General features: G+C 68.1%; 15 protein-coding genes. 6 read left to right on the top strand and 9 right to left on the bottom strand.

Annotation, left to right across the window (positions count from 1 at the left end; translation table 11 throughout):
* The first annotated feature begins 50 nt into the window (after window positions 1-50).
* Both ACIOTO_RS14740 and ACIOTO_RS14735 read left to right on the top strand, forming a co-directional pair.
* Window positions 51-545, top strand: coding sequence for a glutathione peroxidase (locus tag ACIOTO_RS14740; RefSeq protein ID WP_400858419.1), 495 nt, complete (start codon window positions 51-53; stop codon window positions 543-545).
* A 170-nt stretch (window positions 546-715) separates the two neighbouring features.
* On the top strand, window positions 716-1,912 hold the full coding sequence (locus ACIOTO_RS14735) for a metallophosphoesterase family protein (protein WP_036303294.1): 1,197 nt from the start codon (window positions 716-718) through the stop codon (window positions 1,910-1,912).
* Window positions 1,913-1,980: 68 nt separating this feature from the next.
* Here the strand turns inward: ACIOTO_RS14735 and ACIOTO_RS14730 are convergent, their stop codons facing one another.
* On the bottom strand, window positions 1,981-2,655 hold the full coding sequence (locus tag ACIOTO_RS14730) for a DsbA family protein (RefSeq protein ID WP_029261732.1): 675 nt from the start codon (window positions 2,653-2,655) through the stop codon (window positions 1,981-1,983).
* Window positions 2,656-2,725: 70 nt separating this feature from the next.
* Here ACIOTO_RS14730 and ACIOTO_RS14725 point away from each other — a divergent pair, with 70 nt between their 5' ends.
* Window positions 2,726-3,337: an AAA family ATPase gene (locus ACIOTO_RS14725; RefSeq protein ID WP_400858418.1), complete on the top strand. Its 612-nt coding sequence runs from the start codon at window positions 2,726-2,728 to the stop codon at window positions 3,335-3,337.
* Here the strand turns inward: ACIOTO_RS14725 and ACIOTO_RS14720 are convergent.
* Both ACIOTO_RS14720 and recO read right to left on the bottom strand, forming a co-directional pair.
* Window positions 3,277-4,080 (bottom strand): isoprenyl transferase, encoded by an 804-nt coding sequence (locus ACIOTO_RS14720; protein ID WP_400858416.1) that lies wholly within the window; start codon window positions 4,078-4,080, stop codon window positions 3,277-3,279. The two genes, ACIOTO_RS14725 and ACIOTO_RS14720, sit on opposite strands and share 61 nt — an antisense overlap.
* Window positions 4,077-4,820 carry a DNA repair protein RecO gene (gene recO / locus ACIOTO_RS14715; RefSeq protein ID WP_262001066.1) on the bottom strand — a complete coding sequence of 248 codons (744 nt, stop codon included), beginning with the start codon at window positions 4,818-4,820 and terminating at the stop codon, window positions 4,077-4,079. Before recO ends, ACIOTO_RS14720 begins: the two co-directional genes overlap by 4 nt.
* A gap of 34 nt (window positions 4,821-4,854) precedes the next feature.
* Here recO and ACIOTO_RS14710 point away from each other — a divergent pair, with 34 nt between their 5' ends.
* A complete protein-coding gene (locus ACIOTO_RS14710) occupies window positions 4,855-5,553 on the top strand; it encodes a trimeric intracellular cation channel family protein (protein WP_105710095.1) in 699 nt (232 codons plus the stop codon).
* Between the two features lie 9 nt (window positions 5,554-5,562).
* Here the strand turns inward: ACIOTO_RS14710 and ACIOTO_RS14705 are convergent, their stop codons facing one another.
* A complete protein-coding gene (locus ACIOTO_RS14705; protein WP_372466641.1) occupies window positions 5,563-6,297 on the bottom strand; it encodes a TetR/AcrR family transcriptional regulator C-terminal domain-containing protein in 735 nt (244 codons plus the stop codon).
* Between the two features lie 67 nt (window positions 6,298-6,364).
* Here ACIOTO_RS14705 and ACIOTO_RS14700 point away from each other — a divergent pair, with 67 nt between their 5' ends.
* The gene (locus ACIOTO_RS14700; protein ID WP_167634775.1) at window positions 6,365-6,739 is read left to right on the top strand and encodes a VOC family protein; all 375 of its coding nucleotides are present in this window, start codon (window positions 6,365-6,367) and stop codon (window positions 6,737-6,739) included.
* A 58-nt stretch (window positions 6,740-6,797) separates the two neighbouring features.
* Here the strand turns inward: ACIOTO_RS14700 and leuA are convergent, their stop codons facing one another.
* The gene (leuA, locus tag ACIOTO_RS14695) at window positions 6,798-8,552 is read right to left on the bottom strand and encodes a 2-isopropylmalate synthase (RefSeq protein WP_029261725.1); all 1,755 of its coding nucleotides are present in this window, start codon (window positions 8,550-8,552) and stop codon (window positions 6,798-6,800) included.
* A gap of 193 nt (window positions 8,553-8,745) precedes the next feature.
* Between leuA and ACIOTO_RS14690 the strand changes: the two genes are divergently transcribed.
* Window positions 8,746-9,393 carry a hypothetical protein gene (locus tag ACIOTO_RS14690; protein ID WP_400858415.1) on the top strand — a complete coding sequence of 216 codons (648 nt, stop codon included), beginning with the start codon at window positions 8,746-8,748 and terminating at the stop codon, window positions 9,391-9,393.
* A gap of 1 nt (window position 9,394) precedes the next feature.
* On the opposite strand, the gene ACIOTO_RS14685 is transcribed toward ACIOTO_RS14690, so the two are convergent.
* From ACIOTO_RS14685 to ACIOTO_RS14670, 4 genes are read right to left on the bottom strand one after another with little or no spacing between them, the layout of a single operon-like run.
* Window positions 9,395-10,351 (bottom strand): zinc-binding alcohol dehydrogenase family protein, encoded by a 957-nt coding sequence (locus ACIOTO_RS14685; RefSeq protein ID WP_400858414.1) that lies wholly within the window; start codon window positions 10,349-10,351, stop codon window positions 9,395-9,397.
* A 15-nt stretch (window positions 10,352-10,366) separates the two neighbouring features.
* Window positions 10,367-10,840 (bottom strand): hypothetical protein, encoded by a 474-nt coding sequence (locus ACIOTO_RS14680; protein ID WP_105710098.1) that lies wholly within the window; start codon window positions 10,838-10,840, stop codon window positions 10,367-10,369.
* Window positions 10,837-11,817 (bottom strand): hypothetical protein, encoded by a 981-nt coding sequence (locus tag ACIOTO_RS14675; RefSeq protein WP_400858413.1) that lies wholly within the window; start codon window positions 11,815-11,817, stop codon window positions 10,837-10,839. Before ACIOTO_RS14675 ends, ACIOTO_RS14680 begins: the two co-directional genes overlap by 4 nt.
* On the bottom strand, window positions 11,810-12,337 hold the full coding sequence (locus ACIOTO_RS14670) for an RNA polymerase sigma factor (protein WP_400858412.1): 528 nt from the start codon (window positions 12,335-12,337) through the stop codon (window positions 11,810-11,812). Before ACIOTO_RS14670 ends, ACIOTO_RS14675 begins: the two co-directional genes overlap by 8 nt.
* Between the last annotated feature and the right edge of the window lie 51 nt (window positions 12,338-12,388).

Raw genomic sequence — 12,388 nt, 5'->3', positions numbered from 1 at the left:
ATTCTCCCAGACGCGGAGCCCGGAGGGATGCGGCGACCTAAGCTGTGAATATGACCGATTCCGCGCTCCGTTCGATCCCGTTCACCGATGCCAAGGGCGAGGAGAAGACGCTCGACGATCTCGGCGCCGACGTGGTGCTGGTGGTCAACGTGGCGTCCAAGTGCGGCCTCACCCCCCAGTACGAGCAGCTCGAGGAGCTGCAGCGCCTGTACGGCGACCGCGGCTTCACCGTCGTCGGCTTCCCCTGCAACCAGTTCTTCGGCCAGGAGCCGGGTTCTGTCGACGACATCCTCGAGTTCTGCTCTACGACCTACGGCGTCACCTTCCCGGTCAACGACAAGGTCAAGGTGAACGGCAAGAACGCCTCGGAGCTCTACAAGGCGCTCAAGGAGACCCCGGACCAGGGCGGCAAGGCCGGGCGGGTCGAGTGGAACTTCGAGAAGTTCCTCGTGCTGCCCGACGGCGACGTCCTGCGCTTCCGCCCGAAGCAGAAGCCGGACGCTCCCGAGATCGTCAGCGCGATCGAAGCAGCACTGACCCGCTAAGTCACGACGGATCGAGCGCGGGGTCGGTGCGGTTCACCTCCGCGTAAGCCGCGCGCTCCCCTGATCTGCGGGCGAACACGGGGCTCGTTCACCTCCTCGTCAGCCCGACGCCATCTGGCCTCCCTAGTCTCACCGCGGCGAACATCGCCCGAAGACGAAGGAGACCACGCATGCCCGACCGCCTGCCGATCAGCCGGCGCACCGTCCTCACCGCCGGAGCGCTCGGCGCTCTCGGAACCGCCCTGCCCCTCGGTACCGCCTCCGCAGCCGCGGCCTCGGACATCGCCCCGGCGGGCGCCGGAGCCGGCCGCGGTCTGCGGTTCCGCGCCGACGGGACCTTCAAGGTGGTGCAGTTCAACGACACGCAAGACGATGAACTCACCGACCGCCGCACGGTCGAACTGATGGAGAAGGTGCTCGATCAGGAGAAGCCCGATTTCGTCGTCATCAACGGCGATGTGATCACCGGTGGCTGCGAGACCCGGCTCGCCGTGAAACAGGCGATCAACAACGTCGTCACGCCGATGGAATCCCGGCGCATCCCCTGGGCGGTCACGTACGGCAACCACGACGAGGACTCGCTCCCGCAGTCGGGCGTGGACGAGGCGGGGATGCTGAAGATCTACCGCTCGTACGAGTACAACGTGAATGCCGAGAGCACGCGGGGCGTGACGGGCACGAGCAACACGATCGTGTCGATCGGCTCGGCCGCCCGGAAGAACCGCGAGGCGTTCGCGCTGTGGCTGATGGACTCGGGGCGCTACGCCCCCGGCACGATCGATGGCCAGGACTTCGCCGGATACCCGACCTGGGACTGGCTGCGGATGGACCAGGTGGCCTGGTACCGCGAGCAGTCGCAGCGTCTCGAACAGCGTCGCGGGCGCAAGGTGCCGGGGCTGATGTTCCTGCACATCGCGTTGTGGGAGCACCGCTTCATGTGGTGGGGCGGCGTGGACACCCGCACGGAGGCCGATGCCGCGCGCGGCAGGGCCCGGCACGCCATCGTCGGTGAGCGCAACGAAGACGAGTGCCCCGGTCCGTTCAACTCGGGGATGTTCAACGCGATCCTCGAGCGCGGCGACGTGAAGGGCGTGTTCGTCGGCCACGACCACATCAATGACTACGTGGGCGACTACTACGGCGTCATGCTCGGCTATGCCCCCGGCACCGGTTTCGGCGCATACGGTCTCGATGGCGCAGAGCGCAACCGCATGCGCGGCGGTCGGGTGTTCGAGCTCAAGGAGGCGGGTGACGAGGTGACGATCGCCACCCGCGTCGTCTACGCGCGCGAACTCGGCATCGACCTCACGGCGAACGACCAGCCCATGGAGCCACTGCCCCTCGCCCCGCGCCAGCAGCGGGTCTGACCCTCACACACACGACGCCGGGGACCCGTTCGGGTCCCCGGCGTCGTGTGTGGAGCGTGCCGTGGCTCTCAGGCTTCGACGGGTTCGTCCCTCTTGGCCCACAGGTCGCGGATCACGTTCTCGAACGCGGCGGGCGGCTGTGCACCGCTGATGCCGTACTGGCCGTCGACGACGAAGAAGGGCACTCCCTGGATGCCGTAGGCCCGTGCCTGCGCCTGATCCTGACGCACGGCCGGGAGGTACTGCTCGCTCTCGAGCGCGGTGCGGGCGCGGTCGGCGTCGAGCCCCACCTCGGCCGCGAGGGCTACGAGGTCGTCGATACGCCCGACGTGCTTGCCTTCGGTGAAGTAGGCGGACATGAGCCGCTCCTCCATCTCGTGCTGCAGCCCTTCGGCCTTCGCGAAGTGCAGCAGCTCGTGCGCCTTCACGGTGTTGGTGTGCTGCAGGATGTCGAAACGGTACTCGAGCCCCGCGTTCGCCGCGACACCGGTCACGTTCGACAGCATCTGCTCGACCTGCTCCCGCGGCATGCCCTTGTGGCCAGCGAGGAAGTCGATCTCGTCTCCGTCGAAGTCGACCGGGGTGTCGGGCGACAGCTCGAACGAGTGGAAGGTGATGTTGACCTGCGGCGCGTCCTCGTCGGCAGCGACCGCTTCGAGACCCTTCTCGAGGTTGCGCTTGCCGATGTAGCACCAGGGGCAGGCGATGTCGGACCAGATGTCGATGGAGATGGGTTCAGTCACACTTTCATCCAACCGCATGCGCCTCCGAGCTATTCCGAGGCAGCGGGGGCGACATCGGTAGGATTCTCGGATGCTCACCGCCGCCGACCCGCTTCCCTTCCGGCCCGAGCGGGTCCTGATCGCCGGTGTCACGGGCTCCGGCAAGACCACTCTCGCGCGCCGCGTCGCCGGCGTGTGGGGACTGCGCCAGATCGAGATCGACGGCCTGTTCCACGGGCCGAACTGGGCTCCGCGGCCCGAGTTCCTCGACGATGTCCGCGCCTTCGCGGCCGAGGACCGCTGGGTCACCGAGTGGCAGTACACGAGCAAGGGCACCGACGAGATCCTCACGCCGCGCGCCGACCTCGCGATCTGGCTGGACTATCCGTACCGCGTGGTGCGCTCACGCCTGCTGCGTCGAACGCTTCGCCGCAGCATCCTGCGCACGCGGATGTGGAACGGCAACGTCGAGAAACCGATCTGGCAGATGTTCCGCAGCGATCCCGACGAGAACATCCTCGCCTGGCAGACCAAGACCCTGGGGCATTGGACCGAGCGGATGCCGGACTACACCCTGCGCTTCCCGCAGCTCACGATCGTCCGGCTCCGGACTCCGAACGAGACCGAGCAGTGGCTCCGGGCTCAGGCGGGTGAGTCAGGGGTGTCGATCGCGCCGCCGAAGCGACGGTCCCGCGACAGGTAGACGCCGATCGCCCGCCAGAGCTCTTCCCGCGAGAAGTCCGGCCAGAGCGTGTCGAGGAAAACCATCTCGGCGTAGGCCGACTCCCACAGCAGGAAGTTCGAGGTGCGCTGCTCCCCCGAGCTCCGGAGGAAGAGATCGACGTCGGGCATGTCCGGCACGTACAGGTTCCGGCGGATCATCTTCTCGGTGATGGCCTTGGGCTTCACGCGCCCGGCAGCGACATTTTCCGCGATCGCCCGCATCGCGTCGACGAGCTCGACCCGTCCGCCGTAATTGACGCACATCGTGAGGGTGAGCACGTCGTTGCCGCGGGTGAGATGTTCGGCGTGCTGCAGCTCCTTGATGACGCTGCCCCAGAGCCGGGGCTTGCGGCCCGCCCAGCGGATGCGCACCCCCCACTCGTTGAGCTGGTCGCGGCGGCGGTGCAGCACATCGCGGTTGTAGCCCATGAGGAAGCGCACCTCCTCGGGGGACCGCGCCCAGTTCTCGGTCGAGAACGCGTACACGGACAGATGCTTCACCCCGGCCTGGATGGCGCCGGCGACGACGTCGAGGAGCACCTCCTCGCCCGCCTTGTGGCCTTCGATGCGGTTGAGCCCTCGGCGGTTGGCCCAGCGGCCGTTGCCGTCCATGACGATCGCGACGTGCTCGGGCACGGCCCGGAACGCCGGCGGGTGCACTCCGGTCCAGTCCAGCGGACGATAGGGCACCGCGTCTTTGTGCGTGTAGGGCTTCGGGCTCATCGTGGTCCTTCCGACGAGATGTCCGACACATGGGCGAGCGAGCGGATGCCGCGCTCCAGGTGCCACTGGGCGTAAGCGGAGACGAGTCCGGACGCGGCCGCGGTGTCGGCGGGCGGGGACGCATCGATGACGTCCCACTCCCCCGAGATCAAGGCGCGGAGAAGGGCCAGTGTCTTCTCGGCGACGCGGGGGCTGCCGGCCGGCGCGCAGTTGGTGCACACCAGTCCACCCAGCTGCGCGACAAACCGCGCGTGCGGCCCCGGCGTCCCGCAGCGCGCGCACTCGTCGAGCGAGGGCGCCCACCCGGAAAGCGACATGACCCGCAGGAGGTACGAATCGAGGATGCTCCGCGCAACGTGCTCTCCGCGCGACAGTGCCCGCAGCCCGCCCACGAGGAGCAGGTACTGATCGGGGGTCGCCTCGGCATCGCTCAGACGGTCGGCTGTCTCCACCATCGCGTTCGCCGCGGTGAACCGGTCGTAGTGCGCCGCGATGTCCGTGCCGTAGGAGCCGAGCGATTCCGCCTGCTGCACGATGTCGAGCGAGCGCCCCTGATAGAGCTGCACGTCGGCGACCATGAACGGCTCGAGCCTGGCACCGAACTTCGACGAGGTGCGGCGCACGCCCTTAGCGACCGCGCGCACCTTGCCGTGGCGGCGCGAGAGCATGGTGACGATGCGATCCGCCTCACCGAGCTTGTGAGTGCGCAGGATCACCGCTTCGTCTCGGTAGGTGGGCACCCCTCGATTATCCTCCGTACGGGAGAATGGACGGGTGACCGAACCGCTCTTCACCATTCCGCTGTGGGCGGACCTGCTCGGCGTCGGCCTCGGCGGGGTCCAGGGCGCGATGTTCGCTTCGGGGTTCCAGGGTCAGCGGCGCCTCGACTGGCTCGGCGTCGCGATCATCGGCATCATGATCGGGATGGGCGGCGGTCTGATCCGCGACATCCTGCTCGGGCAGACGCCGGCGACGCTGCAGAACCAGTGGTATCTCGTCACGGCGGCCGGGGCGGCACTCCTGGGCATGCTGCTCGCCGGTCTGTTCACCCGCCTGAACACGGCGATCGTGGTGCTCGACGCGGTGGTCATCGGGATGTTCGGTGCGTTCGGGACGAGCAAAGCTCTCGCCTTCGGCATCCCCGAGGTGCCGGCCGTGTTCATCGGCGTGTGCGCGGCCGTGGGCGGCAGCGTGCTCCGCGACATGCTCATGGGGCTGCCGACCGCGATCATGCACGTCGGGTCGCTCTACGCCGTCGCGGCCGGCGCCGGGTGCACGTTCATCGTCATCGCCGTCGCGCTCGGGATGCCCATCACGATCGCCGCCGTCGCCGGCATCGCCGTGACGACCGTCATCCGCATCCTCGCCGTCACGTTCGACGTCTCCCTGCCGGAGCAGCGCCGCATCTACCGCCGCAAGGTGGCCGCGGAGACGGGCGCCATCGCGATCGTCAAGCCCAGCGCCGACATCTGAGCCTCGATCTCAGGATCCCGGGTGCTCGCCGATGATCGCACGGAGGCCGTCGATCACCCTCGCCAGACCGAATTCCCACGCGACTGCGGCATCGTAGGGCGTCCCCAGGGACTCGCCCGCGGCCTGACCGACCGATTGCGCGAGCGGGTAGTCCTCCCCCAGGTAGGTAGCGAGGCGCGGGCCCGCCTCCGCCCAAAATGCGCCGAACTGCTCCTTCTCGGCGCTCTCCCGCATCCTCATCGCCGCGGCGTGGACGAAGTCCAGGAGGAAGGACAGTGCCGCGTCGCGTTCGATGTCGCCCAGCCCCGTGTCATCGAACGCATGCAGCTCGCGGTCGTACTTGGCGATCGTGCCGGGCCCGAGCGCGGCACGCTGGTCCGCGATGTCGAGCACCCAGGGATGCCCTCGCAGCAGGGCGAGGTTGTCCTCGGCAACCGCGCGCACTCGCGCGGGCCAGCCGACTTCCTCGACCGAGCGAACCCGCATCCGAGAGTGCATCACGTCGACCATCAGGACGAGCAGGTCCGCACGGCTGTTCACGTGCGTGTAGATCGACATCGGCGGCAGCTGGAGTGACTGCGCGAGGGCGCGGATCGTCACGGCGTCCAGATCGGCGTGATCGGCGAGCTCGATCGCCCGCGAGATAACCTCCGCCGTCGAACGTCGGGCCCGAGGTCCACGACGACCGCCCGCGGCCGCCGACGATTCGTCCCGCCAGAGGAGATCCACCAGATTCTTGGCCATGTCGGAATAATCCTCTCACGGGATCTCTTAACCATGTACGTTGTACGTAGTTTAGACAGGAGACACCGTGAACATCACTCAGACCGCCATCTCTCTCAACGTCGACGACGTCGCCGCATCAGCCGCGTTCGCGAAAACCCACTTCGGATTCGAGGAGGCGATGTCCGCCGAGGGATTCGTCTCGCTGCAGCACCCGGACGCACCCAACCTCATCTTCCTGGAGACCGGCCTGGGAAGCTTCCGACCCCAGGAGATCGCCGGCTCCGCGGGTCAGGGCACCCTGCTCGTGTTCGTCGTGGAGGACATCGATGCGGAGTTCGCCCGCATCGACGCGGCGGGTGCGCGCGTCATCACTCCCCCGGAGACCGAGCCGTGGGGCGAGCGCTATTGCCAGTTCGCCGATCCGAACGGGATCATCTGGCAGCTCGTCCAGTGGGTCTGAACAGGGAATGACGAACGCCCCCTCGGTCGTCACCGAGGGGGCGTTCCTGCGCGGACTGTCAGACCGCCGCGAGCTCCTGCTGCCGCGTGCGGATCGAGCGGTTGACACCCGAGACGATCGCCTTGAGGGATGCCGTCGAGATGTCGCCGTCGATGCCGACGCCCCACAGGCGCTGGTCGCCGACCTGCAGCTCGACGTAGGCCGCGGCCTGTGCGTCGCCTCCGGCGCTGAGGGCGTGCTCCACGTAGTCGTACACGGTGATGTCGAAGCCCTGACCGCGCAGCACCTCGACGAACGCCGCCACCGGGCCGTTGCCGTTGCCCGACACCGAGACCTGCTCGTCGTCGTCGCGCAGCACCACGTCGAGCACCACGTCACCGGACATGTCGCTGCGAGTCTGCGTCGCGAGCAGCTCGAACCGTCCCCACTTGGCCGCGGAGTCGTCGGCGGGCAGGTACTCGTCGTTGAAGATCGACCAGATCTGGTCGGACGTGACCTCGCCGCCCTCGGCATCCGTCTTGGCCTGCACGACGCCGGAGAATTCGATCTGGAGCTTGCGCGGCAGATCGATCGCGTGATCCGACTTCAGCAGGTACGCGACGCCGCCCTTGCCGGACTGCGAGTTCACCCGGATGACCGCCTCGTATGAGCGGCCCAGGTCCTTCGGGTCGACCGGCAGGTACGGAACCGCCCACTCGATCTCGTCGACCGTGACGCCCTCGGCGCTCGCCCGGGCCTCCATCGCTTCGAAGCCCTTCTTGATCGCATCCTGGTGCGACCCGCTGAACGCGGTGAAGACCAGGTCGCCCGCCCAGGGGCTGCGCTCGGGCACGGGCAGCTGGTTGCAGTACTCGACCGTTCGCTTGACCTGGTCGATGTCGCTGAAGTCGATCTGCGGGTCGATGCCCTGCGTGAACAGGTTGATGCCCAGGGCCACGATGTCGACGTTGCCCGTGCGCTCGCCGTTGCCGAACAGGCAGCCCTCGATGCGGTCGGCTCCGGCCATGTAGCCGAGCTCGGCGGCGGCGATCGCGGTACCGCGATCGTTGTGCGGGTGCAGCGACAGGATGACGTTCTCTCGGTGGTTGAGGTTCCGGCTCATCCACTCGATCGAGTCGGCGTAGACGTTGGGAGAGGCCATCTCGACGGTGGCGGGCAGGTTGATGATCACCTTGCGGTCTGCAGTCGGCTCGAAGACCTCGATCACCTGGTTGCAGATGTCGACCGCGAACTCGAGCTCTGTGCCCGTGTAGCTCTCGGGCGAGTACTCGTAGTAGACCTTCGTGTCCGGGATCGTCTTCTCGAACTTGCGGCACAGGCGCGCACCCTCGAGCGCGATGTCGATGATGCCCTGCTTGTCGGTGCGGAACACGACCTCGCGCTGCAGCACGCTCGTGGAGTTGTACAGGTGCACGATGGCCTGCTTGGCGCCCGCGATCGACTCGTAGGTGCGCTCGATCAGGTGCTCGCGTGCCTGGGTCAGCACCTGGATGGTGACGTCGTCGGGGATCAGGTTCTCTTCGATGAGCTGGCGGACGAAGTCGAAGTCCGTCTGGCTCGCCGACGGGAAGCCGACCTCGATCTCCTTGTAGCCCATGCTGACGAGCAGTTCGAACATCACGCGCTTGCGCTCGGGCGACATCGGGTCGATGAGTGCCTGGTTGCCGTCTCGGAGGTCGACGGCGCACCACCGCGGCGCCTCGGTGATCCGAGCATCAGGCCAGGTACGGTCAGGCAGGTGGACGTTGATCTGCTCGTGGAACGGCCGGTACTTGTGGATCGGCATCGCGGACGGGCGCTGAGTGTTCTGCATGATGGGGCTTCTTCTCTTCGTCAAGATGAACGGGCCAACACAAGCGCCGCGACGAGGAAGGCCCTAGCTTTAGGACTCGTCGCGGCAGCTAAGAAGAAGCAGACCGCCGAAAGGCATGTGGTCATGCTAGCAGGGATGGCCCGGCGGTTTCGACGCGTGTGAGACGATCACGCGGCCGGTGACACTCCCCGATATGAGCACATCGCAGCGTCGCCTGATCCTCGCCGTGGCATCGGCCGTCGGACTCCTCGCTTTGACCGCCTGCGCCGCGGGACCGGGCGGTTCCGCGGCGCCGACGAGCACGACCGTCCCGTCGGACCAGCGCCTCGAGAACGCACATCCTGAGCCTCCGGAGGGGCGCGTCATCGGGGTGGGCACCGTGCTGGACGACGCAGGCGACGTGGCGTTGTGCATGGGGGCGATCATGGAGTCCTACCCGCCCCAGTGCAGCGGGGTGCCACTGGACGACTGGACCTGGGACGGCGTCGACGGCAGCGAGACCAGCGGGGACGCGACCTGGGGCGCGTATGCCGTGTATGCCACGTACGACGGCGAGCGGCTCACCCGGACCGACCCGCCGATCATGCTCGCGCTGTACGACACGGTCGCTCCAGAAGATCCGACCGGCGGCGTCGAGGGCTCGACGGACGAAGACGAGTTGACGCGGGTGCAGGACGACATCTCCGCGCGTCTCGGGACCGATGCCCTCACGGTCGGGACGGATCGAGGCTACGTCTGGCTGCAGGTCGTGTGGGATGACGGCACTCTCCAGGATGCGGTGGATGCCGAATACGGCGACGAGGTGGTGGTCGTGACCTCCGCCCTGCGCGAGATCGACTGATCTAGGGGATCAGGGCGAGTTTCCCGCCAGGGTGGCCGGTCGCCAACACACGATGGGCCTGACGCGCCTCGTCGAGCGGAAAGGTCCGGGCGACGGGCACCACGAGGTCGCCGTTCTGCGCGAGGGCGATCAGCTCGCTGCGCACCTCATCGCGGAACCGGGCACTGGCGGGCATCGAGCCGGCGATCGCCTGGATCCCCTCGGCCTCGGCGCGCCCCAGGGCGGCGATGGTGACGATGCGACGGCGATCCGAGACCAGCTCGAGTGACACGTCGACGGCCTCGTCGGTGCCGACGGCATCGAGCGCTGCGGCCACCGGTCCGGCCGAGACCTCACGGACCCGGTCGGCGAGCCCCGGGCCGTATCGGACGGGCTCTCCCCCGAATCGCCGGACCTCGTCGAACCGGTCGGTGCTCGCGGTGCCGATGACGCGGATGCCGCGGAGCCGAGCCTGCTGCAGGACGCTCACGCCGACCGCGCCCGAGGCGCCGTGGAGGAGGACGGTCTCCCCCGGCGCCGCCCCGGTGACCGCGAGCATCTCCGCGGCCGTGGTGCCGACGAGAAGCAGGTTCGCCGCCTCCGGATGCGTGAGCGTGGACGGCTTCGCGAAGACCTTCTCCGCGGGGACCGTGACCGCTGTCGCGTAACCGCCGCGCACCCGGAAAGCGATCACCTCGTCGCCGATCACCGCTGCACCGGAGCCGATCCGAGTGTCCGGACCGACCGCGCTGAGCACACCGGACACCTCGTACCCGATCGGAACGGGGAACTCCAGGCCCGACCGGCCGGACGCGACATGCTTCGCGTCGGCGGGGTTCACGCCGGACGCGTGCACTCGGATGGTGACCTCACCGTGCCCGGGTGCCGCCAGTCGCTCCTCGACGAACTCCCACGAATCCGGTCCACCGGGCGCGGTCGCCACCCAGTGCTGCGCCAGCGGCCGTTCCTCGGATGACATCGACTGCGACACGGTTCAGAGGAGGCAGCGGAGGTTGGTGACCGTGCCGGAGACGTTGCTCCAGCTCCCGGCGGCCACGGTCTTCAGGACGGTCGACCCGTTGCGCACCTGGACGGAGCCGGAGCCGCGGGCGTTGGCGACGGACTTGACCGCGAAGCTCGACGGGATCGTATGCACCGCGCACGTGCCGAACGTCAGGGATGCTCCGCCGAGCGAAGTGTTGCTGTAGGCGCAGATCCTGCCGGTGGTGCAGCTCCCGACCGACCACGATGACAAGCCCGAGGCTGCGGGCACGGTGAGCTCCATGTCGAGCTTGGGCCACACCGCGTGCCGCCCGTCGATGACGACACCGCCCGGCACCTCATCGAGCACCGCCGCCACCAGGGGGTCGACCTCACGGTCGTCGTCGACGGCGGCCATGGCGGGGGCCGCCCCCAGCGTCATGACGAGCCCGAGCAGAGCAGCGGCCAGAACGGTGGTGCGTTTCATCGAACGGTCTCCTCATCGAGATCCCACATCTGATACGAGATGATCGCGCCGGCGGGGAACACGTCATCGGCTTTCAGGACCGTGCGTTCGACGCCCACGATCCGCCCCGTGTCGCGCGACACGAGGACCAGGTCGCTCACGGCGCCGTCCGGGGACTGGACACGTACACCGGTCACGGCGCGCCCCAGGCGATCGGTCGTGTTGCCCAGTGCTTCGCCATCGCCGGCCTCCTCGAGCAGGAGCAGGAGTTGCGCGTGCTGCGCGTCGGTCAGCGTCCACTGGTCCAGAACAGAGGTGAGCGCCAGCTCGACGTCGTACGCGGTGGGATCTGCCGGCATGCCGAACGCCTCGAGCATCGCCACCATGTCGTCCCGCGTCTCACCGGGCACCGTCGTCCAGGGGGTCTCGAAATCCCCCGGCTCCATCACCAGATCGGTGACGACCTTCCCGCTGCTCGAAACCTCGGCGGCATTGCTGGCCACCGCGTCAGACGGATCGTACGGCACTCCGGCGATGATGGTCATCCGCCCGGAGCCGTCCGGTTCCCACACGAGTGTGGAGAGCTGTGGCACGACACTCGTGGTCTTCGCGTCGACATCGACTTGGAAGCCCCAGGAGGCCGTCCTGACTGTTCGCATCGGCACCGTCGGCCCCGGTGTCTCGGCAAGAGCCGTCTCCGCGTCGTCGACGATCTGAGCGACAGTGCTCGACCCACTGAACTCGAGCGGTGCGGGAGTGCCCGCCACGGCGGCGCCCTGCGGAGAGAGCACCCCGATCACCAGAGCGGTGGAAGCGGCGACGGCCGTGATCCCGCCCGCCCAGCCGAGCGTCCGCACCCGACGGCGCTTCGGTGCGACATCGCGTCGGAGGATGCGGTCCCGGGTCGCGAGAGCACGGGCGTCGGGCGGCGCGTCACGTGGCGTCGGTGCAGGATCGGCGTCGATCAGCATCCGCTCGAGCACGGCGTTATCAGTCATCACCCGTCATCAGCCCCTCCAGGCCCAGCTCATCACGCAGATGACCCTGCGCGACGCCCAGAGTCTTCCGCACTCGGGACTCAGAAGCGCGCAGCAATTCCGCGATCTCCCCCACCGCGAGTCCATCCCAGTACGTGAGCATGATGATACGCCGTTGCACCGGAGTGAGGACACCCAAAGCTCGGATGACTACCAGGCGGGCCGTCAGCCCCGGCTGTTCGTCGGCGCCGGACACTCCGCTGTGCACGGCGTCGACGGCGCCGTTCGGCATCGACGACGGACGGGAACGAGAGCGCAGACGCCGATCGGCAGCACGGAGCAACCAGACCCGACCGGGCGGTCGAGCCGGCCTCAACCGGGACCAGGCATGCAGGAACACCTCGGAGACGATCTCGGTGACTTCCTCCTCGTCGCCGACGACGCCCTCGATGTGGTGCCGTACCGCCGCCCAGTGAGCGTCGAAGACTCGGGTGAAGACCTCGTTCCGCAGCGGATTCGGGTCATCGCTGCGGAAGCTCATGTCTGCGGGGTCGGCGGCCTTCCCGCCGCCATCGACGTGTGACCGGGCCTC

This window comes from Microbacterium sp. NPDC087592 (genome assembly GCF_044743585.1).
Taxonomy (GTDB): domain Bacteria; phylum Actinomycetota; class Actinomycetes; order Actinomycetales; family Microbacteriaceae; genus Microbacterium.
This window is presented reverse-complemented; position numbering and strand designations above follow the sequence as displayed.

What these genes read in the sequence shown, in the direction of transcription:
- ACIOTO_RS14740 (WP_400858419.1), top strand. Translation starts at nt 51, where the DNA reads ATGACCGATTCCGCGCTCCGTTCGATCCCGTTCACCGATGCCAAGGGC.
- ACIOTO_RS14735 (WP_036303294.1), top strand. Translation starts at nt 716, where the DNA reads ATGCCCGACCGCCTGCCGATCAGCCGGCGCACCGTCCTCACCGCCGGA.
- ACIOTO_RS14725 (WP_400858418.1), top strand. Translation starts at nt 2,726, where the DNA reads ATGCTCACCGCCGCCGACCCGCTTCCCTTCCGGCCCGAGCGGGTCCTG.
- ACIOTO_RS14720 (WP_400858416.1), bottom strand. Translation starts at nt 4,080, where the DNA reads ATGAGCCCGAAGCCCTACACGCACAAAGACGCGGTGCCCTATCGTCCG.
- ACIOTO_RS14705 (WP_372466641.1), bottom strand. Translation starts at nt 6,297, where the DNA reads ATGGCCAAGAATCTGGTGGATCTCCTCTGGCGGGACGAATCGTCGGCG.
- leuA (WP_029261725.1), bottom strand. Translation starts at nt 8,552, where the DNA reads ATGCAGAACACTCAGCGCCCGTCCGCGATGCCGATCCACAAGTACCGG.
- ACIOTO_RS14690 (WP_400858415.1), top strand. Translation starts at nt 8,746, where the DNA reads ATGAGCACATCGCAGCGTCGCCTGATCCTCGCCGTGGCATCGGCCGTC.
- ACIOTO_RS14685 (WP_400858414.1), bottom strand. Translation starts at nt 10,351, where the DNA reads ATGTCATCCGAGGAACGGCCGCTGGCGCAGCACTGGGTGGCGACCGCG.
- ACIOTO_RS14680 (WP_105710098.1), bottom strand. Translation starts at nt 10,840, where the DNA reads ATGAAACGCACCACCGTTCTGGCCGCTGCTCTGCTCGGGCTCGTCATG.
- ACIOTO_RS14675 (WP_400858413.1), bottom strand. Translation starts at nt 11,817, where the DNA reads ATGACTGATAACGCCGTGCTCGAGCGGATGCTGATCGACGCCGATCCT.
- ACIOTO_RS14670 (WP_400858412.1), bottom strand. Translation starts at nt 12,337, where the DNA reads ATGAGCTTCCGCAGCGATGACCCGAATCCGCTGCGGAACGAGGTCTTC.